The sequence below is a fragment of the Streptomyces sp. BB1-1-1 genome (genome assembly GCF_031597775.1).
GTDB lineage: Bacteria > Actinomycetota > Actinomycetes > Streptomycetales > Streptomycetaceae > Streptomyces > Streptomyces thinghirensis.
In genome coordinates this window covers 1406779-1430222 of record NZ_CP134203.1, presented here as the reverse complement: position 1 = coordinate 1430222, position 23444 = coordinate 1406779, and the positions used below count along the sequence as shown (strand labels likewise).

Genomic DNA, 23444 nt, shown 5'->3' with positions numbered 1-23444 from the left:
ACGCACGGGCCGATCGTCTGCCGGTGGATCCAGAAGCACTGCGTGTACGGGGAGGGCGACTACTTCGGCAAGCCCGTACGGCTGCTGCGGTTCCAGAAGCAGTTCCTGTACTGGCTGTACGAGTACAACCCCACGACCGGGGAGCGCCGGTTCCGTGAGGCGCTCCTGGAGGTCCCCAAGGGCAACGGGAAGACCCCGCTGTCGGCGTGGGTGATGCTGTTCGAGCTGCTGGGACCCGCCTTGTTCGGGCCGAAGGGTTCGCCGGTCATCCCCGTCGGTGCCGCCTCGTTCGACCAGGCCGACCTGCTGTTCGGCGACATGCGGAACGCCGTCAACGAGTCGCCCACGCTGAGGCACTACGTCGACGCGTTCGACACCGAGATCCTCGTGAAGTCCGGGCCGGGCCGCGCATACAAGATCGCGGCAGCGGCCGGCACGAACGACGGGCCGCGACCGTCGATGTTCGCGGCCGACGAGATCCACGAGTGGGTGGGCAACAAGGAACGCGTGCACCTGGTCATCGCGGGCGGACTTGTCAAGCGGGCCAACTCCCTGGTGCTGAACACGACCACCCCGGGCAGCAACCTCGACTCCCTCGCCGGCCGGAAGCACCTGTACGGCTACCAGGTCAACGCCGGGAAGATCGACGACCCGCACTTCCTGTTCGTGCACTACGGCGTCCAGGACGGCGAGTACAACCTTGAGGACCCCGAGCAGCTGCGCGCCGCTGTCTTCGCGGCGAACCCGGCGGCCGGTGCGTTCGTACGGGTCGACGACACGGTGGCCCGCTACTACAAGATCCCCGAGTTCGAGTACCGCCGGTACAACCTCGGGCAGTGGACGCGTGCGGATGAGTCGTGGCTGCCGCCCGGCGCGTGGGAAGCCTGCCACGGGGACGTCGACCTGGACCCGGACGCTCCGGCGTACGCGGCCGTCGACATGGCCTACAAGCACGACTCCGTGGCTGTCGTCGTCGCGCAGCTCGGGGACGACGGCAAGGTCTGTGTGCAGGCGACTGTGTGGACGCCGACGAAGGCCTCCACGATCGACACGGCGGCCGTGGAGGCGCACCTGCGCGAGCGGCACCGGACGCTGAACCTGGTCACCGTCGCCTACGACCCCGCCTACTTCCAGCGGTCGGCTGAAGTCCTCCTGGACGAAGGCCTGCCGATGGCTGAGTTCCCGCAGTCGGCCTCCCACATGGTGCCGGCCTGCCAGGACGCCTACCGGACCATCGCCGAAGGCGCGCTCGTGCACGGCGACGACCCGATCCTCACCGACCACGTACTCGCTGCCGCGACCCGGGAGACCGACCGCGGCTGGCGCCTGTCCAAGGGCAAGTCCAAGCGCCACATCGACGCCTGCATCGCCATGGTCATGGCCGTCTTCCTCGCCCTGCCGCGCATCGACACCGAGGAGGAGATCGAACCGTGGGTCGCCTACGGCTGAAGCGTCCCGGCCGCCTCGCGCAAGCCCGGGCCGGCACCTGGAGCGGCGGCGGCCTGGTCGCCGTCGGCGCCGGCCTCGCCTGGGGCGCCGGCATCGGACTCATCGCCGCCGGTGCCCTGCTCATCGCCTACTGCCTGCTGATCGCCGACGTCGCCACTCCTGGCGCTGATGACGGGAGGCCGTGACTGTGGTGAGCCTGTGGCGGGCGGCCCGCCGATCGATCACGACCATCGACGACTACGTGCAGGCCGTGCAGTACGCGGGCAACACCTACACCGTCCCGCAGATGGCCGTGCAGCAGACTATGCCCGGCCAGGCGAAGGAGAAGGCGCCCGCCGACTTCACCGGCTACGCCATCCAGGCCGCCACGAACGGCGTGCTCTTCGCGTGCCTGGCCGTGCGCCAGGACGTGTTCTCCGCGACCCGGTTTCAGTGGCAGCGCCTGAACAACGGCCGGCCGTCCGAGATGTTCGGCAACACCGACCTGCGGCCCCTGGAAGAGCCGTGGACGGGCGGCACCACCCAAGACCTCCTTGTCCGGATGATCCAAGACGCTGATCTGGTCGGGAACAGCTACTGGACTGCCCTGGACGGCGAGCTCGTACGGATGCGCCCGGACTGGGTGGACATCGTCCTCGAACCGCGGATGCTGCGCGGTGGGGTCCTCGGCTGGCGGCGCATCGGCTACCTGTACACGGAGCCCGGCGGCGACCCTGTCCCGCTGCTGCCCGACGAGGTGTGCCACTTCGCGCCGCGCGCCGACCCGCTCGCCTCCTACCGCGGCATGTCGTGGATGACGCCACTGGTGCGGGACATCCGCAACGACAACCTGATGACCTCGCACAAGGAAGCCCACTTCGAGAACCGGGCCACCCCGAACGTCATCGTCGCCTTCGACCGCGAGGTCAAGCCCGACGCGCTCGCCAAGTTCCAGGCCCGCATGGACGCCGACCACAAGGGCCCCCGCAACGCCGGTAAGACCATGTACATCGGCGGCGGCGCGGACATCACGGTCGTCGGCTCCAGCATGAAAGAGCTGGACTTCGCGCAGGTCCAGGGCGCCGGGGAGACCCGCATCGCCGCGGCCGCCGGCGTACCCCCGGTCATCGTCGGCCTGTCCGAGGGCCTGGCCGCCGCCACCTACTCGAACTACAGCCAGGCCAGGCGCCGGTTCGCTGACGGAACGATTCACCCGCTGTGGCAGAACGCGGCCGGCTCGCTGGCCCGCCTCGTACGCGCGCAGTCCACATCCGGGGCGGTTCGCCTCTGGTACGACAGCCGCGACGTGCCGTTCCTGCGTGAGGACCGCAAGGACGCAGCCGAGATCAGCTTCCGGCAGGCACAGACGATCCGCACCCTCGTGGACGCCGGCTTCACCCCCCTGTCCGTGCAGCGCGCCGTCGACGCAGAGGACTGGTCGCTGCTGGAGCACACCGGCCTCTTCAGCGTCCAGCTCCAGCCGCCCGGCACCAGCCAGACCGACACCGGCGCCCTCCGCGCCCTGGCCACCGCGCTGGCCCCCCACCTGCAAACCGAGGGCCCCGACGAGCCCGCCTACCCCCACGCCGTAGAGAGCTAGGAGACGACCTCATGGACCCGATGGACGCCATGCGGCGCCAGGCCCTCGAACGCTCAGTGCCGTTCACCTTCCGCGCGGAGCAGGACGACGACGCGGGTGACGGGCTGACGCTGGAAGGCTACGCGGCGGTCTGGGACCAGCCCACCCAGATCGACTCCTGGGAAGGCGAGTTCACCGAGCAGATCCGCAAGGGCGCCTTCCGGAAGTCGCTGCGGGAGAAGACACCGGTCCTCCAGTTCGATCACGGTTACCACCGGCTGATCGGGTCCATCCCGATCGGTGCCTTCGAGGAACTCACCGAGGACGACCAGGGCCTTTACGTCCGCTCCCGGCTCTCCGACAACTGGCTGATCGAGCCGGTACGGGACGCCATCCGCGACCGCGCGGTGACCGGGATGAGCTTCCGCTTCAACGTCATCCGTGACGAGTGGCGCGACAAGGACAACAAGGTCCTCAGCCCCGTCGAAGTGTCCAAGCTCCTGTGGAAGCCCGGCGACCGCGGCCCCCTCCAGCGGACCCTCGTGGAAGTCCGCCTCCACGAGCTGGGACCCGTCGTCTTCCCCGCCTACGCCGGCACCTCCGTGGACGTACGGGCCGCCAGCCTCGCCCAGGAGATCACCGGCGACCGGAACCTGGCCCGCGAGCTGCGCCACAGCCTCGCCCAGAACCTCACCGTCCAGCGGGGCCTCGAAGACCCGGCCACGCGCCGCGAGGTCGCCCGCGCCCTGCTCTTCGGTGACCCCGAGCACGGGCAGGAGCAGCCGCCCGCGGCCCCGCCTGCCCCCACTGCGGACACGCCGCCCACCGGGCACCTGTCCGCCCGCACCACCGCAACACCTGGCGCGCCGCTCACGGAAGAGCACCCGCCCACCGTTTCCGACGCGCCGCTCGCCCCAGAGCACCCGTCCCCGTCTGCGCTCACCACTCGCCTGCGATCCGAGATCCGAGAGATCGCGGACCTCATGGGCGAGCAGTTGGAGCGCATCACCGTCAAGGACGACTGATGGAGCTCAGCCACTCGCAGGCGGTCATCCGCCTGAAGGACATCAAGGAAGAGCTGGAGCGGCTCGGTGACAAGACCGAGCTGACGGCCGAGGACGAGCAGTCCTTCGACGAACTCACCCGCGAGTTCGCCGAGGTCGACAACCACCGCCGGCAGCTGGAGCGGAAGTCCGCTCTGGAGCGGGTCCGCAGCGCCACGAAGGCGACCGAGCGGGGCCCGGCCGCGACGAAGGTGGAGGGCGGCACCCCGCTGTCCTCCCGCGACTCCTACGACCTGGACCCGATCCTGCACCCCGACTCGGTGGAGGACCACCGGTTCCGCAACCCCTGGGACCTCAGCGAGGTCCGCACGTTCGGCCGGTCGAAGGAGGACGTCGGCACCGAGCTGCGGGCCCGGGCGCTGTCCGCGATCGAGAAGATGCGGGGCTGCAACGACAGCATCCGTGGCACGGCGACGGACATCCTGGAGCGCTGGGACGACGACGAGGCCACCATCGCCAAGCTGTGCCTGGCGACGTCCTCGCCGGAGTACCTGCGCGCCTGGTCGAAGATGGCCCGCGGCCACTCCCACCTCATCTCCAGCGACGAGCAGCGGGCCCTGGAGCGGGCCATGTCCCTCACGGACACCCAGGGCGGCTACCTGGTCCCGTTCCAGCTGGACCCGACGATCATCCTCACGTCGGACGGGTCGAAGTCCGACATCCGCATGGCCGCACGGAAGGTCGTCGCCACCGGCGACGTCTGGAACGGTGTGTCCGCCGGCGCCGTGTCGTGGCGCTGGTCCGCGGAAGGGTCGGAGGCTGGGGACAACTCCCCGGGCTTCGAGCAGCCGTCCGTGCCGGTCCACAAGGCCGACGGCTTCGTCCCGATCAGCATCGAGGCGCTGATGGACGAAGCGAACGTCACCACCGAGGTCGGCCGGCTTCTGGCGGAGGGCAAGGACATCCTCGAAGCCGCCGCCTTCGCCACCGGCACCGGCTCCGGCCAGCCCACCGGCCTCATCACCGCCCTCGCCGGTACCGCCTCCGAGGTCGCCGTCGCCACGGCGGAGACGTTCGCTTCGGCGGACATCTACGGCATGGAGGAAGCCCTCCCGGCCCGCTACCGCCGCAACGCCTCCTGGGTCGCGAACAAGCGGATCTACAACCTGGTCCGCCAGTTCGACACCAACGGCGGCGCCGACCTGTGGGAGCGGATCGGCAACGGCCAGCCGAACGAGCTGCTCGGCTACCCGGCGCTGGAGTCCGAGGACATGGACGGCTCGTGGAACACGGCCGTCGCCGCGGACAACTACATCGCCGTCTTCGGCGACCTGACCAACTACGTGATCGCCGACCGGCTCGGGATGACGATCGAGTTCATCCCGCACCTGGTCGGCTCCAACCGCAGGCCCACCGGCCAGCGCGGCTGGTACGCGTACTACCGGGTCGGCGCCGACTCGGTGAACGACGCCGGCATGCGTGTGCTGAACCTCGCCACCAGCGTCTGAGACGACCACCCGATGCGGAGCCCGGAAGCCGTCCGCTTCCGGGCTCCGCGCTCCAGAAAGGAGACACGCTGTGGCGATCAAGCGGTGCAAGTCGTCGTTCGCGACGTCGGTGCGCGGCGTGCCGCGCGTGATGAAGGTCGGGGCGCTCGTCAACGACGACGACCCGGTCCTGAAGGGCCGCGAGCACCTCTTCGAGGACGTCGAAGCGGCCGTACGCGAAGCCCCGGTGGAGGACGCCTCCGCTGCGCCCGGCCGACGCCGGTCGCTGACCCGGGCCGCGGTGAAGCGCGCCGCGGGCAAGCCCGCCAGGCAGGCCGCTGCCAAGCCGGCCAAGCAGGCGGCCCCCAAGGCGGAGCCGAAGCCCAAGTCCGAGCCCGAGCAGGCCGGGCCGAAGGGTGCGGACAGCGAGCAGGAGGGGACCGCATCATGAGGCACAGCCTGTACAACGTCGCGCTGGCGAAGGCGACTCTCGCGCCGGCCGCCGCCCGTACGGCGACCGCGACCGGCACGGCTGTCGACCGGATGACCGACGAGGGCGGGTTCCGGTCCGCGCTGGTCGTCGTCAACGTCGGCACCGTCACCGACGGCACGCACACCGTCGTCGTCCAGGACTCCGACGACGGCTCCAGCTGGGCGGCCGTCGCCGACGAGTTCCTCCAGGGCGCGGAACCGGCGATCACGTCGGCCAACGACGAGCGGGTCTTCGAGGTCGGCTACGTCGGGCACCGCCGGTACCTGCGGGCCGTCGTCAACGTCACCGGGGCGCCGGTCACGGGCGGCCTGTACGACGCGGTGATCCTGCTGGGCTGGCCGCGTCGCATGCCGCCCGCGCGGGCCTGACGGCGAGGAGCTGAGCCGTGATCGATCTCGGGGCCGCGATACGCCTGACCGCCAGCTGCACAGACGCGGGCGGCACACCGGCGAACGCCGACTCGGTCACGCTCACCCTCACCCTCCCGGACGGCACCACCACATCCCCGGCCGTCACCAACCCGCCGGCCGTGGTGGGCCAGTACAGCGTCGACTACACCGCGGCGCAGCCGGGACGGCACGCCGTGCACTGGCAGTTCGCCAGCCCGACCGCCGCCTACGCGGACGTCTTCGACGTACGCCCGGCCGACCCCGGGTTCCTGTTCTCCCTGGCGGACGCCAAGAAGCACCTGAACATCGCGGCCACGTCCACCAGCGACGATGACGAGATCCGCGACTGGTCGGCGGCGACCACGTGGATCGTGGAGCACTTCGTCGGCCCCGTCGCCCGCCGCACCATTACCGAGCGGCACACGTTCACCGTGGCGGCGATGCGGGTGCTGCGGCACACGCCGGCGCTCGCCCTGACGTCGGTGGTGCCGGTCCTCACCTCCGGCACCTCCTACGACCCGGCCGCCCTGGACCTGGACCCGGACACCGGGATCGTGCAACGCCTGGACGGCGGCCTGCTGTACGGGCCGCTGCGCTTCACGTACACCGCCGGCCGCGCCCGGGCCACCGCGAACATCACCGCAGCCGGACGGGTCATCCTCCAGCACCTGTGGCGCACGCAGCGCGGCAGCGGACGCGGCCCGGTCATCGCCGGCGGCGACGACTACGCCGTCTCCGAGCCCATCGCAGGCCTGGGCTACGCCATCCCGAACCGGGCGCTGGAACTCCTCGAACCGGATCGACTGCCCCCTGGAGTGGCGTAGATGACCGACATCGACGTGCCCGAGCTGATCGACGCTGTCGTCGGCCGGCTCCGGACCGAGGACGAACTGAGCGACGCCGGCATCACAGACGGGCCGGAGCTCACCGGCGCCGGCGGGGACGACTGGGTGCTGGTCGGCTTCGACGGCGACCAGGACGGCGAGTTCCTCGCCGCGACAACCGAAGAGAGCTGGGCTGGGCTGGATTCCTCCCGGCGCAGGTCCATCCAGCTCACCGTGGCGCTGCTGACCCGGCGAGGGGACGGCGACGTTCAGGCGGCCCGGGCGCGGGTCTACGAGATGGCCCGCGTCGTCCGCCGAGTTCTCCGCGACGACCCGAGCGTGGGCCTGCCCGGCGCGCAGTGCGCGATCGGCGCGACGGCCCTGCACCAGCCCCAGAACGATTCCGGCCTCCAGACGCGCCTGTTGCTGACGCTCGTCTGCCAGACCATCTGAGAAGGAGACCCATGGCCGCGCTCACCACTAGCGTGGTCCCGCTCACGGGGCTGCGTTTCGACACTCTGCTGGTCGCTGCCACGTCAGGCGGTGACGACTGTGCCACCGGCGCCGGTGTGCTCCTGGTCGTGCAGAACACCGACGCTGCGACCAAGGACGTGACCCTGGCGACGCCCGAGGTCGTCGACGGTGACCTGGACGTCGCCGACCGTACCGTCACCGTCGCCGCGACGACCGGGCTCACCGTCATCCCCGTCACCGACCGGTACCGGGACCCATCCACCGGCCGCGCCGCGATCACCTACCCGGGCGGCGTCACCGGCGTGAAGGTCTGCGTCGTCAGGACGGCCACGTCATGAGCGACTACGTCCGTCTGCGGCACCCCAGCCTCCCCAAGGATCAGACCATCACGGTCGCCGCGTCCGCAGTGCCGCACCACCGGGCCGCCGGCTGGGTGCCCGTCAACGAGCCCGAGCCGCAGCCGGCCGCCCCGGCGCCGGCCGCTCCCGCAGACCCCGATCCGAAGCCCGCCCGCACGCGCCGGCGCGCCACCGAAGGAGAGTGACCCATGCCTGCAACGCCGATCGCGTCGTCGGTGCGCTACTACCGGCGCGGCCTGACGAAGGTGTCCTGGGTGCCGACGATCGCCGCGCCGGCCTCGCCGACCCGGGCTGAGCTGGACGCGGGCACTGAGCTGTCCGTGGAAGTCGGCGCCGTGGAGGGCTGGCAGGTCACGTCGGAGGTCGTGGAGACTCCGGCGCTGGGCTCGAAGTTCAACTCGAAGATCGACGGCCCGATCAGCGCCGACGACTCCAGCCTGACCCTGTACGCGTCGAAGACCGGCACGGACGTCCGTGACCTGCTCCAGCGCGGGTCGGACGGGTTCGTCGTGTGGATGGACGAGGGCGACACCCCGGGCCGGACGATGGACGTCTTCCCGTCGCGTGTCCTGACGCAGTCCAAGCAGCGGAACTTGGAGGACGCCGCCCAGGTGACCGTCCAGTTCGCTGTGACCCGCGAACCGTCCGAGAACGTCGTCATCCCGGCCTGAGCCATGGCGCAGCGGGACTTCTGGATCACCAACACCGGGGATCTGGCGGCGCTTCAGCGGCGGCTCCGTCAGGCCGGTGACGGGAAGCTGAAGGACAACCTGAACCGGCGGATCCGTCACGCTGCCGCACCGATCCACCGGGACCTTCAACGGAAGGTGCGCACGCTGCGCGTCTGGGGCCCGGGCAGCCGCACTGGCCGCAGCAGCAGCCGGCCGGGCCGCCAGGGGCCGCCGCTGCGCGCGACGATCGCGGCGGCGATCCGCCTGTCGGTCACCACGGGCAGCGGCGCCAAGCTGTGGGTGGACAAGTCCAGGCTGCCGCCGGACTGGCAGACCATGCCGAAGAACCTGGACAAGGGGAGCTGGCGGCACCCCACCTTCGGCAACAAGTCCCGGGGCGGCTGGGTCTACCAGTACTCGGAGGCGAACTGGTGGTGGAACACCATCCGCCCCCACATGCCCCGCCTCAAGCGGGACGTGGAACGCATCCTCAACGACGTCGAACGCCACCTGGGCGGATGAAAGCGAGCACCACATGATCGTCTCCTTTGCTCACGACGACCGGGTCGAGGAGTACTCCACGCAGGACATGGCCACCATCGAATCCGCTGAAGTCGAGCGGGTGACCGGCCTGGAGTGGGACGACGTCGAAACCGCCCTGAAGAGCCAGAAGCCGCTCGCGATGAGCGCGATCATCTGGGTGTTCCGCAGGCGGATGGAGGCCGGCCTGAAGTTCGAAGGGTTCTCCCTGCCGCAGTGGAAGCGCCGGCTCAAGGCCCGCCTGGAGCGCGAGGAGATCCTCGATCTCCTGGAGGGCGTCCGCGAGAACGTCGGCGAGGAGCACGTGGAGGAGGCGGCACGGCAGTGCCGGGTCCTCGCCCACCAGCCGGACGACGTCGATGCGGTGCTGGCTGAGCTGGCGGCCCCAAAAGACAAGAAGGGCACGGCGAAGACCTCGAAGTAGTCGCCCGCCCGAAGGGCAGCATCACCGACCTGTTCGACCAGTACTGGACGCTGATCGCGCAGCTCCTGCACGTCGGCCCCACCGAACTCGGGGCCCTGCCGCGTAAGCGGTTCTACCAGGCCGTTCTCCACGTCAAGCAGTACCTGGCCGCGCAGGCCCGGGAGGCCGAAAGGGGGTAACCCCTTTGGCCACCACCATGACCTTCGTCCTCGAAGGTCGCGACCGGCTGTCCCGGGTCCTCAACAACACGGGCCGCTCGGCAGGGCGTGCGGAAAGGCGACTCGCCGCGTTCGGTGCGGCGATCCCGGCCGCCTCCTCGATCGCCCCGTTCGTCGGCGCCATGGCCGGGGCCGGTGTGGCGGTGGCCGCGTTCGGTGCCGCGGTCATCCCGCAGATCCTGTCGATGGCCGAAGCCACGCAGGCGCAGACGAAGTACAAGGAGGCCGTCGAGGAGCACGGGGCGGCCTCGCAGGAGGCCGCCAAGGCTGAGGTGGCCTACCACCGGACGGTGGCCAAGATGCCGTCCGCCACCAGGGAGGCTGCGGCGGCGTTCTCGGTGCTGAAGACCGAGACCCGGGACTGGTCGGACAGCCTCGCCGACGCCACGATGGAGCCGGTCACCAAGGGCCTCCAGCTCACCAACGCTCTGCTGCCCAAGACGTCGGGCCTGGTCCGGGGCACGTCGGGGCAGCTGAACCGGCTGATGACGGTCGCTGGCGGCGCCATGGCGACGCCGGGCTTCGACACGTTCATGGGCAAGGTGGAGGACTTCGCGGTCGGCTCGCTCCGCGACGCCGTCAACGGCATCATCCACTTCAGCCGGGTAGGAGCCACGGGCGAATTCGGCAGCAGCGTCCGCGACTTCCTCGACTTCGCCCGCGAGCAGGGCCCCCTCGTGGGCGACACCCTGGAGAACGTCGCCATCGCCGCGGTGCACCTGCTGACCGCCGCCGCCGACGTCGGCGTGGGACTCCTGGAGATCGCGAACGCGGCTGCCAAGGTCGTCGCTGCCCTGCCTCCCGGCTTCCTCTCCATCGTGTTGCAGCTCGCGGTGGCCATGCGGCTCGTGGCGCTCACCCAGTCGGGCATCCTGCTGCTGGCCGGCGCGTACACGATCCTCCGTGCGCAGATCGCGGCCGCGGGCACGGCTGCTCTCGGAGCCTCCGGGTTCGTGGGCACGCTCACCGCCGCGTTCGCCGCACTGTCGATCAAGGCGAAGCTGGCGTTGGCAGCCACCGGTATCGGCCTGCTCGTGATCGGCCTGATGGAACTCTCCAAGGTCGGGCAGGAAGCCCCGCCCGACGTCGACAGGCTGACCACGTCCCTCAGTTAACTGGCACTCACCGGCAAGGTCAGCGGCGAGGCAGCCCGCGTCTTCGGCTCCGACCTCAAGGGCCTCGGTGAGAGCCTGCGCACCCTGTCCCGTCCCAGCAACCTGGACAAGACGCAGCAGTTCCTGACGAACCTGATCGGGATGGACAGCACCCCGGTCAAGAACGCCAAGAAGGACTTCGACGGGATCGACAAGGCGCTCACCAACCTGGTCCAGGGCGGCAAGGCCGACCTCGCGGCTACGGCCCTGGAACGGATCATCAAGAACCTGAAGAAGCAGGGGTTCACGGCCGCCGAGATCAAGGCGCAGCTGGACGACTACAACAGCGCCCTCGCTGACCAGCGGCTCGAAGCGGAGCTGACCGCCCAGTCCCAGGGCTTGTTCGGTGAGCAGGCGCGGAAGACACAGGAAGCGCTAGCCGCGCAGAAGCTATCCGCCGACGGACTGCGCGAGAGCATCGTCGCCCTCAACAACGTGCAGCGCCAGGGCCTGGGCGGCATGATCGCCTTCGAGGCCAGCATCGACGCCGCCGCGAAAGCCGCGAAGGACAACGCCGGCTCTCTCAACATGGTCGGCGGCCAGCTGGACCTCAACTCGCCGAAGGCGCAGGCAGCGGCGACCGCCCTTCAGGACCTGGCGCACAAGACCGACGAGGCCGCCGCAGCGAACCGCGAGTCCACCGGTTCCTGGCAGGGCGCCATCGGCATCTACGAGCGCGGCCGCCAGCAGCTGATCAAAAACGCCATGCAGATGGGACTCACGCGGGCAGAAGCGGAGAAGCTCGCGAGCCAGATCCTGAACACGCCGGACAAGACGGCGATGCTGAAGGCGGACATCACCGACTGGAAGACGAAAATCTCCGAGGCGGAGACGCAGCTCAAGACCGCCAAGGGCACCAAGAAGGCCAAGCTCACCGCGGACATCCTGAACTGGAAGGTCCAAGTCGCGCAGGCCGAACGGCAGCTCGTGACCGCGAAGGGCGACAAGCGGGCCAAGCTGACCGCCGACATCGCCGTGTGGCGCGCCCGGGTCGCTGAGGCCGAACACCAGCTGAAGACGGCCAAGGGCAGCAAGAAGGCTCAGCTCACGGCCAACACCCGCGACTGGCGGGCCAAGATCGCCGCAGCCGAGCGGCAGATCAACAGCCTGCCTCCGAGCAAGTCGACCACCCTGCGTCTGACGACGATCAAAGAGATCATCACGTACTCGAAGACGTACCGCAGCGTCCACGACATCGTCGGCAAGTCGCGTGGCGGCCTGGTGCCCCGGCGGGCGGCTGGCGGGCCCGTGCAGTACTTCCCCCAGGGCGGGTACATCGACGGGCCGGGCACGAGCACATCGGACAGCATCCTGGCAGTCATGGGCTCGGGCGCGATGGCGCGCGTCTCTGACACGGAGTACGTGATCAAGGCGGCGGCCGTAGCCAAGTACGGCGTCCGCACGTTCGACATGCTCAACGCGATGAAGGTCCCCGCCGTTGCCATGCCGCGCACCGCCCCAAGGTCCATGGGAGCACCGGTCTTCGCAGCTGCCGCACCGGCCCCGGCCGGCGGCGAGTTCACGGGACAGCTGGTCCTCGACAGCGGAGAGCTGCTCGGGGTGATCCGGGGCACCGTGCGGCCGATGATCCGCGATGCGCAGGACGAGGCCGCCTTCCGGCGGCAGGTCGGGAGGCGCTGATGGGCATCTCGCATCTGTCGACCGGCGCCGGTGTCGGCCATGACACGACGATCACGCCCACCTACGGGGCAGGGGCCACGGCGGGGCGGCTCGGGGTCCTTCAGGTCACCACCGGCCACCCCGACGACGCGGTCCCGTCCACGCCGTCCGGGTGGACCAGGGCGGGCACGTTCTCCGGAGGCGGCGGCACGTTCGCCGACGGGACCGGGCCCCGCCGCCTGACCTGGTTCGTGCGCGTCCTCACCGGCGGGGACGCGAACCCCACGACCAGCATCCCGGCCGCCACGGGGTCGGTCATCTCCGGCCGGATCTGGGTCCTGGACCGGTCGGCCGGCACCGGCTGGCTGTGGGCGGCGTCCTTCGGGGAGGACACGTCATCCGGCACCGCGTTCTCGGCTGCCTGTATCGACACGGTGACCTGGCGGCCGGGCGACTTCGCCGTCCTGGGTTACGCGGCACCGAACACGTCAGCCGGGGTGTCGGCGCACACCATCACAGCGAGTGGCGTCGTCTTCGGGTCGGCGACCGAGTCGGGCGACGGGGGCCAGCCCAGCGGGTACGGGGTGCGCAACGCTCAGGCGTACTGCTCGGTCTCGTCGGGCGCGGCCGCGCAGCCACCGACGGTGGCGGCGACCCTGGCGGCTGCGTCTACGGGCGTCGCCGGGGTGCTGCGGTTGCGCGAGGACACACCCAAGGGCGCCATCACCGTCACGGAACAGTCCGTGTTCCCGCCCCGGAACCAGATCGTGGTGTCCGAGCTCCTGGCCGGGGACGTCGCCACCGCGAGCCTGTACCGGAACGTCGGCAGCAACCGGACGGAACTGCGGGGCGCGATCGGTATCGACGCAACCGGGCAGACAGCCGTGGTCCGCGTGGACGGCGAGCAGCCGTTCGGGGTGCCCGTCACCTACACCGCCCGCCTGGTCGACAGCCTCGGAGACGAATCCGAGGTCACCTCCGCGCCGATCACCTCGATCGTCGACGCCGACGTGATCTCAGACGCGGTCCGTGGCGTCGGCGCCCCGGTCACCCTCCAGACCTACCCGGAGAAGCAGCGCAACCGGGACGCGAGCGCCTTCAACGTCGGCGGCCGCATGGTCGTCGTCTCCCGGCGCCGCTCCGGCCCCTCGGGGCAGATGACGCTGCGCACCCTCACCGATGAGGCCGGGGACGCCCTCAACGCCACCCTGGACGACGCCACCGAAGGCATCGTCCTCATCCGCAAAGCCACGCACATGCCGCGCCTGGACGGTCACTACGCCGTGCCCCAGGACAGCGAGCAGCCGCGCTGGTTCGACGAGATCACCTTCTGGTCCCTGGACGTCGTCAAGGTCGAAGCCTGGCCCGACGTCCTCGAAGCCGCTGGCTTCACCCTGGAGGATCTGGCCGCAAACTTCACCACGTTGCAGGACCTGGCCGACGCGTTCACGCCGGGCAACCTGCTCGACATCGCGATCTACGACTTCGGCGGCTGACGTGCTGGACCTGTCAGCTGAAGCGCTCGCCATCATCCGGCGCAGCTTCGTCATGGACGTCCGCGTCTCATCCTGGCGCGGCGGCGAGCTGCTGGCGGACGACGTGCCGATCTCGGCCGGCTCCGAGGCCCGCGACCGGTCCCTCGCCGTCCCCGAGCGCGTCACGCTCACCGTGCCGCGCCGGGACCGCGGCACCGACTGGGACCCCGGCGGCGACCCCGACCACCCGCTGGCAGCGTTCGGGCAGCAGCTGCACATCGCGTACGGCGTCGACATCGGCAGCGGCATGGAGTGGATCGACCGCGGCTGGTTCCTCATCACCGACGCCCGCGCGGACGGCGACGACATCAACGTCACCGCGCAGGGCCTCCTCGCGCTCATCGAGGAGGCCAAGTTCGTTGCCCCCTACCAGCCGGCCGCCGGGGACACGCTGGTATCTACCGTGCGGGGCCTGGTCGAACCCGCGCTCACGGTCGTGTTCGACACCACGCTCGTGGATCGGGATGTGCCGCTAGCGATGCAGTGGGACCAGGACCGGCTTGGCGCGCTCAACGAGGTGTTGGACGCGTGGCCGGCGGATTCCCGGGTCCACGAGGACGGGTATCTGCTGATCGAGCCGATGGTGGACGTGGGTACGCCGGTGCTCGCGTTGACCGATGGGCAGGGCGGCACAGTGATGCGCTGGGCGGGCGCGAGCAGCCGGGATGGTGCGTTCAACGTGGTCGTCGCCCAGGGCGAGGACGGTGAGGGCACCCAGTTGCGCGGCACCGTCTACGACCAGTCCAGCCCCTACCAAGTCGGCGGGCCGTTCAGCCCTCTGCCGGTGCCGTACTCCTTCCAGTCGCCGCTGCTGAAGACGATCGAGCAGTGCCGCAGGGCGGCGCAAACCAGGCTCACCCTGCTACGTCGCACCGCCGACCGGCGCCTGGAGGTGACGATGGTCCCGCACCCCGGTCTCCAAGTTGGCGACACGGTCGCCCTTACGAACGACACGCTGACCGGCGCACTGGGCACCCTGGAGACGCTGTCCCTGCCGTACACGCCGGGGCAGATGACGGCCACGGTGCGGGTACCGCTCTGATGGCGAACGCGGCAGACGAACACGTCAGCCTGGCTGGATACGGCAGCTTCGTGGGCACCGCTCGCAGCGCCGTCACCGGCGGCGCCTGCCTGGTCGACGTCGCCGGCATCCGCATCACCGCCCGCGTCATCGCCGGCCTCACCGTCGCCCCCGGGGACTCTCTGCTCATCGCCCGCTCCCTGTCCACGTACTTCGTGCAGGCGGTTCTCCAGGCCAACCCCAACACGCCTCCCACCCCGCCCGAGCAGGGCCCCGATGAGACGGCGGAGACACCCAGCGGTGACGACGCACCGGACCCGAAGCCGACGATCACCGGCGGCACTCTCCTGGTCCTGCCTGTGGCGACGTCGACGTGGCGGGATGGCCGCTGGCGCACGGACATCGGCCCGTCGACGAACGCCGACCTCTACCAGGGCCGCTACGGCGGCAGCTCGTACGGCCGCAGTCACGGCTTCGCGTTCTACGGCTCCCGGCCCCGCTCCATCGAAGGGGCCACGGTCACGAAGGCCACGCTGAGACTGCGCCGCATGCGCGGCGGGGACTTCGCCGCCCGGGCGCCGACGCTGCGCCTGGTCACCCAGTCCACCCGCCCGACCGGGTTCCCGACGCTCAACGAGACCGGCGCCGGACCGCGCCTCGCGGTGGACAAGTCCGTCAACCACTTCGAGATCCCCAAGTCGTGGGCGCAGGCCATGGTCGACGGCACCCGCGGCGGCATCGCCATCTCGATCGGCTCCGACAGCCCCTACATGAAGTTCGCCGGGCGGGGCTCCTGGTCGGCGGCCTGGGCCTTGACGATCTCCTGGAGGAGAGGCAGTTGAGCGACACGACGTCCAACGGGATCGTCTACCCGACCAGCACCGACAACACCCGGCTCTGGGAGCACTTCGCGACCATGGCCGGGTCTATCAACCCGCAGCTGGGTATGCCGCTGCGGCAGATCTTCACCATGTCCGGGACCTGGACCAAGCCCGACAACGCGAAGTGGCTGCACGTCCAAGTCGTCGGTGGCGGCGGGGGCGGCGGGGGTGTGCCGGCCACGAGCTCCACGGAGTCCGCGTGCGCCGGCGGGGGCGGGGGCGGCGGCTACGCGGAGTCCGTGGTCCCGGCCGCGTCCGTCGGAGAAACCGTCACCGTGGTGATCGGCGCTGGCGGTGGCGGCGGCGCAGCCGGCGGTAACAACGGGTCGGCCGGCGGTAGCACGTCATTCGGGTCCACGGTGGTTGCGACCGGCGGGAGCGGAGGGTTCGCCGGGATCGAAGCGGCCACCACGCGCGCTGTCGCCGGTGGTGACGCCGGGGTGGGCACCGCCGGTGACCTCCTGGTCCGAGGCGGCGACGGCGGTAACGGCGTCGTCGTCTCCGCCGCCCCGGCGACCACCGGCTACGGCGGCACCGGCCTGTACGGCACCCAGCAGCGCGCGACCGCGATCACCTCCGGGGCCGCGCCCGGCACCAGCGCCCAGGACGAAGGCCGCTACGGGGCCGGCGGGGGCGGCGCGGTATCCGGCACCGCAGCGAACAGTGCGACGAACGGCGGCGACGGCGCCGACGGCATCTGCATCGTCACCACTTACTTCTGAGAGGGCCCCATGACCGTCTTCATCTCCGGCGCGGCCCGCAACGCCGCCGCCGACGCGATCACCGCACTGATCGACGCCGGCGCCGCCGGCGGCAAGCTCCAGATCCGGTCCGGCACACAGCCGGCCGGACCGGACGCCACCGCGACCGGCACCCTGCTCGCCGAACTCACCCTCGCCGCGACAGCGTTCGCTGCGGCGTCGGGCGGTGTCGCCGCGCTGGCGGGCACACCGATCGCGGTGACCGCGGTCGCCGACGGCACCGCGACCTGGTTCCGGATCCTCGACTCGAACGGCGTGGCCCGCATCGACGGCGGCGTGGGCGTCTCCAACGCAGACCTGCTGGTCAACACGACCACGGTGTCCACGGGCCTCGACGTGGAGATCACCGACGGCACGATCACCATCCCCGCGTCCGGCTGAGCCATGGCGAAGCTGAGCACCCTGTTCGACGCCTTCGACGGCGACGGGCTCGACACGACGCTGTGGAACGACAGCGTCGGCGCCACGCAAACTCTCGGGGACGGGTACGCGGCCGTCGCCCCGTCCGCCGCGTACACCAACTGGCTGGGCTTCACCCCGCCCTCCCGGGACTTCACCGAGGACACCTTCACCTGGGAGTGGACCTACACCGGCGCGGCCGTGGCGGGCATCGAGCAGTACTGCACCATCGGCAGCGGCACGGCCGGGCAGGAGATCGCGTTCGGCCGCTACTCCACGTCGCTGGGCTACTTCGTCGGCGCCGATGACGGGTTCGTGCCGTGGGTCGACGCCGACCACCGCTGGTGCCGCATCCGCACCACCAGCACGCAGGTCATCTTCGAGACGTCCCCGGACGGGGTGACGTGGGTCAACCCGTTCGCGGCCGGTGGCGGAGGCGCGGAGGCGCTACCCGCCTGGGACCTGTCGAACGTTCACGTCCACTTCGTCAACGGCTACTTCAGCGGGTCGGGAGGCGGCGACCAGCGCCTTCACACGGTCGGCGTCGCGACCAACACCATGTCCGGCAGCGTCCACGCCGCGCTCGGGGGAGCCGGAGCGCAGCTGCACGCAGAGCTGTCGTCCCCAGGGTCCGCCAGCCTCGCCCTTGGCGGGCCCCTGGGCGCGGGGGCGGGTCGTCTCGTCAGCCGCACCAGCCTCGCCGGCGTCCTCGGGGGCGCGCGCATGGCGGTCTCCGGGCACTTCGAGTCGAGCGCGGAAGACGTCACGCTCTCCGTCGGCCCCACCCGCGTTGCGGCCCTCGGGGTCGGGCCCACGGTCCTCAGCCCCGAGGTGGCAGAGACGATCCTCGAAAGGGAGCCCTGATGGCGGTAGAGCTGTACAGCACCGCGACCGAGTACACGTCCAACGCGCTGACATTCACCCGCGGGGGCCCGGTCAACGTCACGGCGGTCGGCGTCTACCACACCACCGACCTGGGGGAGATCCCGGCCGTCACGGACTTCACCATCGTGCAGCTGGTCAACGGCGTCGCATCGCCCGACGGGCCGCTCGCCCAGGACGGCGTGATCGATGTGGTGGCGCTCATCGGACCGGCCGTCGGCGCGGACCTGGCGCTCACACCGGGGACCTACCAGCGGTGGGTTCTCGTACAGACCGAGGGCGTCGACACCCGGCCCGGCGAGGACATCATCCGCAAGGCCGACACGATCACCGTGCTCTGACGCGGACCCCGCACCCCACGATCGGAGGCTGACCGTGGCTGTCGACCGCACCACACCGCCGACCGAATGGCCGGGCCTGGAAACAGCGGGCCTGACCAAGCTGACCGACGACATCTACTACGGCTGGCTGGAGCACGAGACCAACCCGCTGTTCTGGCACTGGTGCCCCACCTACGCCGCTCTGCCGGAAGAGAAGACCGTCAGTGGCGGCTGGGTCGGCGCGGGCACCGGCGGCCACACGGTCGTCTCTCGCGATCCGCTGCACCTGGAGCCGTCCTTGCTCTGGCGGTGCTGCGGCACCCACGGCTTCGTCCGAGGCGGCGCGTGGATCCCCGCCTGACCGTATGAAGGAGGAACCATGCCCCAACCACCCAGCCCGGGGCGCGTCGTCATGTACCGGCTCACCGAGGACGACGCCCGGCACATCACCCACCAGCGCGTGCAGTCCGGCATCACCGGCAACCACGTGGAGGCCGGCGAGCAGTACCCGGCGATCGTCGTACGCGTCTGGTCCGGCAACCCCGACGACGCCTGCAACCTTCGCGTCCTCCTGGACGGCCAGGACCCGCCCATGTGGGCCACGTCCCGGCTCCAGGGCGACCAGCCGGGCACGTGGTCGTGGCCGGAGCGTGTGTGATGGCCGCCCCGATGGGAGCGCGGAGCCTCCTGCAAGCCCTCCGCGATGAGGGCCTGGTCGTTGTTGAGGTCGGCGACTGGGAGGACCACAACCGCGACCACACCGGCCCGTTCGGGCCGATGCACGGCGTGATGATCCACCACACCGTGACCTCCGGCAGCGCCCGCACGGTGGAGATCTGCCGCAATGGCTACGCGGGACTGCCCGGGCCGCTGTGCCACGGCGTCATCACCAAGGATGGCCGCGTGCACCTGGTCGGCTACGGCCGGGCCAACCACGCGGGCCTGGGCGACGACGACGTCCTCCAGGCGGTCATCAACGAGTCGCCGCTGCCCACCGAGAACGAGGCGAACACCGACGGCAACCGGCACTTCTACGGCTTCGAGTGCGAGAACCTCGGAGACGGCGACGACCCCTGGCCGGCGGCACAGCTGGAGGCCATCGAGCGGGCCGCCGCCGCGGTCTGCCGCCACCACGGCTGGAACGAGCGCTCCGTGATCGGCCACCTCGAATGGCAGCCCGGAAAGGTCGACCCGCGCGGCTTCACCATGGCCTCGATGCGCGCCCGGATCGAGAAACGCCTCACCCGCCCCGCCGGCTGGAGCTCCGGCGACCTTGAGGAGGAAGAGATGCCGCGAGCGATCGGCCGCTACGACAGCGACGACCAGGAGATCACGCCCCGCAAGTGGACCACGCTGAACGTCGACGGGGTGGACCTGCTGACCGGCGCGTCCCACTACCAGGCCATGGCGCACGTGCAGGCGGTTGTCCCGCCGGGCTCCACGCTCCAGGGCCGCTTCTACCACCTGCGTCCGGACGGCTCCCGCTGGAACGGGCCGATCATCGAACGCATCGGCACCGACGGCAACAGCTTCCCGGACTTCCACAACTCGGGCTCGATCGTCGCCAACGAGCGGCTGCGGTTCGAGTTCATCTACTACCCGGCCGACTCCAGCGACCAGGAGCCGATCACGATCACGGCCGCGTACGTGCGCGGCCTCTACTGGGAGGCGTCATGAGGATCTCGCGCTACTGGAAGTCAGTGGTCGCCGGCGCTGCGGCCGGCACCGCGGCGCTGGGTACCGCCGTGCAGGACGGCACCCTGACGACCGGCGATGGTGTCGCCGTCGTCCTGGCCGTGCTCGGGACGCTGGGAATCACGTGGGCAGTCCCGAACCGGGAGCCCAAGGGTCAGTCATGACCGCGCCGGCCCCGGCCCCGGACCCGACCACCAACCTGGCTGTCGAACTGGCGAACCTGCGAGGGGAGATCAACACGGGGCTCTCGGACATCAAGGGCACGCTGGGCGTCCTCGTAGAGCGGACCAACCGGACTGATGCCGACCTGGCCAAGCTCCGCACCGAGGTGGAGAAGGAGATCGACGAGCTGCGCCTTGAAGTCAACGAGCTGAAGCGGGGTCGGTGGCCTCTCGCCCAGATCGGTGCCCTCGCCGCCGTGGCCGGGGTGATTGCCGCCGTGGCCGGCGTGGTGGTCGCTCTGTTCGTCGCCTGACCCGACACCGAGCCCCCGCCGCCTTCGGGCGGCGGGGGCCTTTCGTCGTGTCCGAGGTCTTGTGTCTTTCGGTCAGGGTGGCGCATTGTGGTCGCTCCACCGCCTCACCGGTGCTCCCCTCAGCGGGGTCCGGCACCTCCCGGGGGCGGTGGGCCGCGGGGCCTCCTTCTGCTCCCCAGGTGGATGTGGTCTCCCCGTTGCCCCCGCTGCGTACCCCTCAGCGGGGGCTTACTCGCGTTCAGTGCTCCCAGGAGTCTGGGCCGCCACCGCGCCACTCGATCAGCGAGGTTCCGGCGACGTCCAGTTCGTCCCAGCCCTCCAGGCCGGCGTGCTGGAGGAAGACAGTCAGGTCGTGGAGGCTGTACGCGGTCCCGAGGATCTCCCCATCGATGCGCACTCGCCGGCCGCCGGTCTCACTGGGCGGATACACGATCACGGGTCTCTCACGGGCCATGGCCCCAGCCTCACCCGGACCGTGGCAGGTCGCACGGTCAGTGGGGCCATCCGCAGGTGCCCGCTGCTCCGGCAACGGCCCCCGCCTGTACGGCGGGGGCCGTTGAGAGGGTCCCCGACTGCGCGTACGGGGTACCGTTCTGAGTGTCGAGTTCAGAACGGAGCCAGTATGCCCCCGTACGCTGAAGAACACACAGGCGCACGCATCGCGCACGCGCGCAAAGTCCGCCGTCTGACGCAACGCGAGCTGGCGGACCTCTCGCACGTCTCCTACAGCGCCATCACGAAGATCGAGCAGGGCGTCATGCCCGCGAGCCCTTCGGTGATAGGCGCGCTTGCCCGCGTCCTGTCCGTGCCGGTCGCCGAACTTAACGGCCAGCCCTACCTGGACGAGCTGCGCCAGGACCAGCTGGACGGGCTCATCAACCCGATCCGTGAGGCGCTGAACATCTACGACCTCGGGCCCGACCCTGACGTGTCGCCGCGCTCCCTGGACGAGCTGGAGGCGGCCGCGGACGAGCTGTGCGCCCAGGTGCGCGCCACGAACATCAAGCAGGTCGCCGCCGAACTACCCGGACTGATCCATGAGGCCACGACGGCGGCACACACCGAAGCGACGGACCGGAGCTGGCAGCTGCTCGCCAGCGCGTACCGGACCGCGTACGACGTGACGACCAAGCTGGGCTTCCCGGACCTGTGCACCGTGGCCCTGGACCGGATGGACTGGGCGGCTCAGAAGGCGTCCGACCCGGTTCTCAGCGGCATGCGCCAGTACCTTCGGGCGCTCGCCTACCTGCGGGCCAGCGACTACAAGACCGGCAAGCGCCTGATCGGTCTCGGCATGTCCACGTTGCAGCAGGCCGATCAGGGCCGTGTCCTGGACGTTGTCACCGGCCAGCTGCACCTCGGGGCCGCCGTGCTCGCCGGCCGCGACCAGGACCAGGACACGGCCGAAGGGCACCTGAAAGAGGCCGGCCGGATCGCCAAGCGCACCGGCGCGGCGGAGAAGGTGCACTGGCTGTCGTTCGGACCGACCAACGTGGGCGTGCACCGTGTGAGCGTCCTCGCGGAACTGGACCTGTACCCGGAGGCCGTCGACCAGGCGCAGCAGATCGCCATCCCGGATGACTGGCCGCCGTCCCGGCTCGCGCACCACCACTCCGAGGTCGCGCGAGCGCAGATGTGGACGGGCCGGACGGACGCCGCCTTCAAGAGCTTGCTGGCCGCGCGCAAGCTCGCCCCCCAGCAGACGAAGTATCACCCCACCGTGCGGGAGACGTACGCCGGGCTGGAAGCGGCGAAGCGTCGGATGCCCGATTCCTTCTCCAACTATGGTTCGTGGCTGGGCGTGTGACGCTGCGTCAAAGCTTTGGCCGGAGCTATCAGTGAGGACTGATAGTTCCGGCCTTTTCGTGTCGGCACTCTGAGAAGCAGACAAGGACCCCCGCGACCGTGCGACCGGTCCGGGGGCATGGCCCACGCTACTCAGGAGCGTCGACACCATGAAACCTACAGCCTCGCGAAAGCCAGGCGTCAAGATGACCTTGCACGTCTACCGGGTGAACCGGGACGGTGCGGTCACCGAGGACCACGGCACGGTGAACGTCACGGGCAAGGGAAAGCCCCTGCCGCTGCGTGACGTGTACCCGCCGTGCAAGTGCCCGCGCCACAGTGCCGCCGAGGCGGCGGCCCGGTGAGCGCCACGCGCCCCGAGACGGCCGCGCCCGCCACCGCCACCATGCGTGCCACCGCTGCCTGGTTCCTCGCGCAGCTCACCCTCCCGCGCCACGGCGTGGTGAAGAGCTTCGACCACGACCTGCGCGACTACCTGACCGAGCTGATCCCCCACATCGAGCAGCTGGCCGCCGACCGCGGCGACGACGTGCCGGCCAAGGTTGCGCTCGCCAGCGTTGAGGAGGCCCGGCGGCGCATGAGGGTGCCGGAGGCCGCCGGGCTGCTGGGGGAAGTCGAGCGGGTGAAGCTGCTTGCCCGCTCCGTGGCCGCCCTGTGCGCCCACTACGACGCGCTCACCGGCGTGGTCAGGTGCCTGGCCTGTGACCGGGCGATCGAGTCCGGCGACGACTCGGTGCCGTACGACCAAGGCAGCCCGTCCGGGAGCGCCGTCCGGTCCGGCCGCGTGCACGCCCGCTGCGTCAACGTCGGCCGCCCCCGCCGCTGACCGCATGCCCCGGCGTCCCGGGGCCCCATGGCGACCGCAGGGTCAGGGTCGCACCCCACGAACGCCCGTCCCGCTGGTGGACCGCAAGCCACCGGCGGGGCGGGTCCCACAACTCCCGCCCCGGGCCCCAACCCTGGACAGGTCGAGCCCCGGGGCGGGTCCACCGCACGACAACACGA

31 protein-coding genes and 1 pseudogene are annotated in these 23444 nt (G+C 70.6%); 31 read left to right on the top strand and 1 reads right to left on the bottom strand.

The features are described from left to right. The first annotated feature begins 42 nt into the window (after positions 1–42). The 28 genes and pseudogenes from RI578_RS06495 (at position 43) to RI578_RS06360 (ending at position 20633) form a co-directional block, all read left to right on the top strand. A complete protein-coding gene (locus RI578_RS06495) occupies positions 43–1449 on the top strand; it encodes a terminase large subunit domain-containing protein (RefSeq protein ID WP_310870176.1) in 1407 nt (468 codons plus the stop codon). Next, a complete protein-coding gene (locus RI578_RS06490) occupies positions 1431–1634 on the top strand; it encodes a hypothetical protein (RefSeq protein ID WP_310870175.1) in 204 nt (67 codons plus the stop codon). The genes RI578_RS06495 and RI578_RS06490 overlap by 19 nt, the downstream gene beginning before the upstream one ends. Further along, positions 1631–3028 carry a phage portal protein gene (locus RI578_RS06485; RefSeq protein WP_310870174.1) on the top strand — a complete coding sequence of 466 codons (1398 nt, stop codon included), beginning with the start codon at positions 1631–1633 and terminating at the stop codon, positions 3026–3028. Before RI578_RS06490 ends, RI578_RS06485 begins: the two co-directional genes overlap by 4 nt. Before the next feature lie 11 nt (positions 3029–3039). Beyond that, positions 3040–4032 carry an HK97 family phage prohead protease gene (locus RI578_RS06480; protein ID WP_310870173.1) on the top strand — a complete coding sequence of 331 codons (993 nt, stop codon included), beginning with the start codon at positions 3040–3042 and terminating at the stop codon, positions 4030–4032. Next, positions 4032–5519 (top strand): phage major capsid protein, encoded by a 1488-nt coding sequence (locus RI578_RS06475; RefSeq protein WP_310870172.1) that lies wholly within the window; start codon positions 4032–4034, stop codon positions 5517–5519. Before RI578_RS06480 ends, RI578_RS06475 begins: the two co-directional genes overlap by 1 nt. A gap of 70 nt (positions 5520–5589) precedes the next feature. Next, on the top strand, positions 5590–5949 hold the full coding sequence (locus tag RI578_RS06470) for a hypothetical protein (protein ID WP_310870171.1): 360 nt from the start codon (positions 5590–5592) through the stop codon (positions 5947–5949). Next, on the top strand, positions 5946–6359 hold the full coding sequence (locus RI578_RS06465; RefSeq protein ID WP_310870170.1) for a hypothetical protein: 414 nt from the start codon (positions 5946–5948) through the stop codon (positions 6357–6359). The genes RI578_RS06470 and RI578_RS06465 overlap by 4 nt, the downstream gene beginning before the upstream one ends. Positions 6360–6376: 17 nt before the next feature. Further along, positions 6377–7204, top strand: coding sequence for a hypothetical protein (locus RI578_RS06460; RefSeq protein ID WP_310870169.1), 828 nt, complete (start codon positions 6377–6379; stop codon positions 7202–7204). After that, positions 7205–7657 carry a hypothetical protein gene (locus tag RI578_RS06455; protein ID WP_310870168.1) on the top strand — a complete coding sequence of 151 codons (453 nt, stop codon included), beginning with the start codon at positions 7205–7207 and terminating at the stop codon, positions 7655–7657. Between the two features lie 11 nt (positions 7658–7668). Continuing rightward, positions 7669–8016 carry a hypothetical protein gene (locus RI578_RS06450; RefSeq protein WP_310870167.1) on the top strand — a complete coding sequence of 116 codons (348 nt, stop codon included), beginning with the start codon at positions 7669–7671 and terminating at the stop codon, positions 8014–8016. Beyond that, on the top strand, positions 8013–8222 hold the full coding sequence (locus tag RI578_RS06445; protein ID WP_310870166.1) for a hypothetical protein: 210 nt from the start codon (positions 8013–8015) through the stop codon (positions 8220–8222). Before RI578_RS06450 ends, RI578_RS06445 begins: the two co-directional genes overlap by 4 nt. 3 nt (positions 8223–8225) lie before the next feature. Continuing rightward, a complete protein-coding gene (locus RI578_RS06440; protein ID WP_310870165.1) occupies positions 8226–8708 on the top strand; it encodes a hypothetical protein in 483 nt (160 codons plus the stop codon). A 3-nt stretch (positions 8709–8711) separates the two neighbouring features. After that, on the top strand, positions 8712–9230 hold the full coding sequence (locus tag RI578_RS06435) for a hypothetical protein (protein WP_310870164.1): 519 nt from the start codon (positions 8712–8714) through the stop codon (positions 9228–9230). A 13-nt stretch (positions 9231–9243) separates the two neighbouring features. Continuing rightward, on the top strand, positions 9244–9672 hold the full coding sequence (locus tag RI578_RS06430; RefSeq protein WP_310870163.1) for a hypothetical protein: 429 nt from the start codon (positions 9244–9246) through the stop codon (positions 9670–9672). Positions 9673–9856: 184 nt separating this feature from the next. After that, positions 9857–11005: a hypothetical protein gene (locus RI578_RS06425; RefSeq protein WP_310870162.1), complete on the top strand. Its 1149-nt coding sequence runs from the start codon at positions 9857–9859 to the stop codon at positions 11003–11005. 141 nt (positions 11006–11146) lie between these two features. Further along, positions 11147–12685, top strand: coding sequence for a hypothetical protein (locus tag RI578_RS06420; RefSeq protein WP_310870161.1), 1539 nt, complete (start codon positions 11147–11149; stop codon positions 12683–12685). Continuing rightward, on the top strand, positions 12685–14160 hold the full coding sequence (locus RI578_RS06415; RefSeq protein WP_310870160.1) for a hypothetical protein: 1476 nt from the start codon (positions 12685–12687) through the stop codon (positions 14158–14160). The genes RI578_RS06420 and RI578_RS06415 overlap by 1 nt, the downstream gene beginning before the upstream one ends. 1 nt (position 14161) lies before the next feature. Continuing rightward, positions 14162–15241 (top strand): DUF5047 domain-containing protein, encoded by a 1080-nt coding sequence (locus RI578_RS06410; RefSeq protein WP_310870159.1) that lies wholly within the window; start codon positions 14162–14164, stop codon positions 15239–15241. Beyond that, the gene (locus RI578_RS06405; protein ID WP_310870158.1) at positions 15241–16062 is read left to right on the top strand and encodes a hypothetical protein; all 822 of its coding nucleotides are present in this window, start codon (positions 15241–15243) and stop codon (positions 16060–16062) included. Before RI578_RS06410 ends, RI578_RS06405 begins: the two co-directional genes overlap by 1 nt. Further along, positions 16059–16823, top strand: coding sequence for a hypothetical protein (locus RI578_RS06400; RefSeq protein ID WP_310870157.1), 765 nt, complete (start codon positions 16059–16061; stop codon positions 16821–16823). Before RI578_RS06405 ends, RI578_RS06400 begins: the two co-directional genes overlap by 4 nt. Positions 16824–16832: 9 nt before the next feature. Then, complete coding sequence (locus tag RI578_RS06395; protein WP_310870156.1) at positions 16833–17243, top strand: hypothetical protein; 411 nt, start codon at positions 16833–16835, stop codon at positions 17241–17243. 3 nt (positions 17244–17246) lie between these two features. Then, positions 17247–18125, top strand: coding sequence for a hypothetical protein (locus RI578_RS06390; protein WP_310870155.1), 879 nt, complete (start codon positions 17247–17249; stop codon positions 18123–18125). Next, complete coding sequence (locus RI578_RS06385; RefSeq protein ID WP_310870154.1) at positions 18125–18484, top strand: hypothetical protein; 360 nt, start codon at positions 18125–18127, stop codon at positions 18482–18484. Before RI578_RS06390 ends, RI578_RS06385 begins: the two co-directional genes overlap by 1 nt. Positions 18485–18518: 34 nt before the next feature. Continuing rightward, positions 18519–18824 (top strand): hypothetical protein, encoded by a 306-nt coding sequence (locus RI578_RS06380; protein WP_310870153.1) that lies wholly within the window; start codon positions 18519–18521, stop codon positions 18822–18824. 18 nt (positions 18825–18842) lie between these two features. Beyond that, entirely contained in the window at positions 18843–19121 is a 279-nt protein-coding gene (locus RI578_RS06375) for a hypothetical protein (RefSeq protein ID WP_310870152.1), read from the top strand. Next, positions 19121–19705, top strand: a pseudogene (locus RI578_RS06370) (N-acetylmuramoyl-L-alanine amidase); the annotation flags it as partial. The gene RI578_RS06375 and the pseudogene RI578_RS06370, both read left to right, overlap by 1 nt. 431 nt (positions 19706–20136) lie before the next feature. Then, the gene (locus tag RI578_RS06365; RefSeq protein WP_310870151.1) at positions 20137–20322 is read left to right on the top strand and encodes a hypothetical protein; all 186 of its coding nucleotides are present in this window, start codon (positions 20137–20139) and stop codon (positions 20320–20322) included. After that, positions 20319–20633, top strand: a complete 315-nt coding sequence (locus RI578_RS06360) for a hypothetical protein (RefSeq protein ID WP_310870150.1) — start codon at positions 20319–20321, stop codon at positions 20631–20633. The genes RI578_RS06365 and RI578_RS06360 overlap by 4 nt, the downstream gene beginning before the upstream one ends. A gap of 238 nt (positions 20634–20871) precedes the next feature. On the opposite strand, the gene RI578_RS06355 is transcribed toward RI578_RS06360, so the two are convergent. Beyond that, on the bottom strand, positions 20872–21087 hold the full coding sequence (locus tag RI578_RS06355; RefSeq protein ID WP_310870149.1) for a hypothetical protein: 216 nt from the start codon (positions 21085–21087) through the stop codon (positions 20872–20874). 168 nt (positions 21088–21255) lie between these two features. On the opposite strand from RI578_RS06355, the gene RI578_RS06350 reads away from it, so the two are divergent. The 3 genes from RI578_RS06350 (at position 21256) to RI578_RS06340 (ending at position 23265) form a co-directional block, all read left to right on the top strand. Further along, a complete protein-coding gene (locus tag RI578_RS06350; protein ID WP_310870148.1) occupies positions 21256–22440 on the top strand; it encodes a helix-turn-helix transcriptional regulator in 1185 nt (394 codons plus the stop codon). A 184-nt stretch (positions 22441–22624) separates the two neighbouring features. Further along, entirely contained in the window at positions 22625–22783 is a 159-nt protein-coding gene (locus RI578_RS06345; RefSeq protein ID WP_310870147.1) for a hypothetical protein, read from the top strand. Further along, positions 22780–23265 carry a DUF6415 family natural product biosynthesis protein gene (locus RI578_RS06340; RefSeq protein ID WP_310870146.1) on the top strand — a complete coding sequence of 162 codons (486 nt, stop codon included), beginning with the start codon at positions 22780–22782 and terminating at the stop codon, positions 23263–23265. Before RI578_RS06345 ends, RI578_RS06340 begins: the two co-directional genes overlap by 4 nt. Positions 23266–23444: the final 179 nt, after the last annotated feature.

What these genes read in the sequence shown, in the direction of transcription:
- RI578_RS06360 (WP_310870150.1), top strand. Translation starts at nt 20,319, where the DNA reads ATGACCGCGCCGGCCCCGGCCCCGGACCCGACCACCAACCTGGCTGTC.
- RI578_RS06385 (WP_310870154.1), top strand. Translation starts at nt 18,125, where the DNA reads ATGGCGGTAGAGCTGTACAGCACCGCGACCGAGTACACGTCCAACGCG.
- RI578_RS06355 (WP_310870149.1), bottom strand. Translation starts at nt 21,087, where the DNA reads ATGGCCCGTGAGAGACCCGTGATCGTGTATCCGCCCAGTGAGACCGGC.
- RI578_RS06345 (WP_310870147.1), top strand. Translation starts at nt 22,625, where the DNA reads ATGACCTTGCACGTCTACCGGGTGAACCGGGACGGTGCGGTCACCGAG.
- RI578_RS06450 (WP_310870167.1), top strand. Translation starts at nt 7,669, where the DNA reads ATGGCCGCGCTCACCACTAGCGTGGTCCCGCTCACGGGGCTGCGTTTC.
- RI578_RS06365 (WP_310870151.1), top strand. Translation starts at nt 20,137, where the DNA reads ATGAGGATCTCGCGCTACTGGAAGTCAGTGGTCGCCGGCGCTGCGGCC.
- RI578_RS06445 (WP_310870166.1), top strand. Translation starts at nt 8,013, where the DNA reads ATGAGCGACTACGTCCGTCTGCGGCACCCCAGCCTCCCCAAGGATCAG.
- RI578_RS06430 (WP_310870163.1), top strand. Translation starts at nt 9,244, where the DNA reads ATGATCGTCTCCTTTGCTCACGACGACCGGGTCGAGGAGTACTCCACG.
- RI578_RS06405 (WP_310870158.1), top strand. Translation starts at nt 15,241, where the DNA reads ATGGCGAACGCGGCAGACGAACACGTCAGCCTGGCTGGATACGGCAGC.
- RI578_RS06395 (WP_310870156.1), top strand. Translation starts at nt 16,833, where the DNA reads ATGACCGTCTTCATCTCCGGCGCGGCCCGCAACGCCGCCGCCGACGCG.
- RI578_RS06480 (WP_310870173.1), top strand. Translation starts at nt 3,040, where the DNA reads ATGGACCCGATGGACGCCATGCGGCGCCAGGCCCTCGAACGCTCAGTG.
- RI578_RS06435 (WP_310870164.1), top strand. Translation starts at nt 8,712, where the DNA reads ATGGCGCAGCGGGACTTCTGGATCACCAACACCGGGGATCTGGCGGCG.
- RI578_RS06440 (WP_310870165.1), top strand. Translation starts at nt 8,226, where the DNA reads ATGCCTGCAACGCCGATCGCGTCGTCGGTGCGCTACTACCGGCGCGGC.
- RI578_RS06475 (WP_310870172.1), top strand. Translation starts at nt 4,032, where the DNA reads ATGGAGCTCAGCCACTCGCAGGCGGTCATCCGCCTGAAGGACATCAAG.
- RI578_RS06375 (WP_310870152.1), top strand. Translation starts at nt 18,843, where the DNA reads ATGCCCCAACCACCCAGCCCGGGGCGCGTCGTCATGTACCGGCTCACC.
- RI578_RS06465 (WP_310870170.1), top strand. Translation starts at nt 5,946, where the DNA reads ATGAGGCACAGCCTGTACAACGTCGCGCTGGCGAAGGCGACTCTCGCG.
- RI578_RS06415 (WP_310870160.1), top strand. Translation starts at nt 12,685, where the DNA reads ATGGGCATCTCGCATCTGTCGACCGGCGCCGGTGTCGGCCATGACACG.
- RI578_RS06420 (WP_310870161.1), top strand. Translation starts at nt 11,147, where the DNA reads ATGGACAGCACCCCGGTCAAGAACGCCAAGAAGGACTTCGACGGGATC.
- RI578_RS06390 (WP_310870155.1), top strand. Translation starts at nt 17,247, where the DNA reads ATGGCGAAGCTGAGCACCCTGTTCGACGCCTTCGACGGCGACGGGCTC.
- RI578_RS06455 (WP_310870168.1), top strand. Translation starts at nt 7,205, where the DNA reads ATGACCGACATCGACGTGCCCGAGCTGATCGACGCTGTCGTCGGCCGG.
- RI578_RS06350 (WP_310870148.1), top strand. Translation starts at nt 21,256, where the DNA reads ATGCCCCCGTACGCTGAAGAACACACAGGCGCACGCATCGCGCACGCG.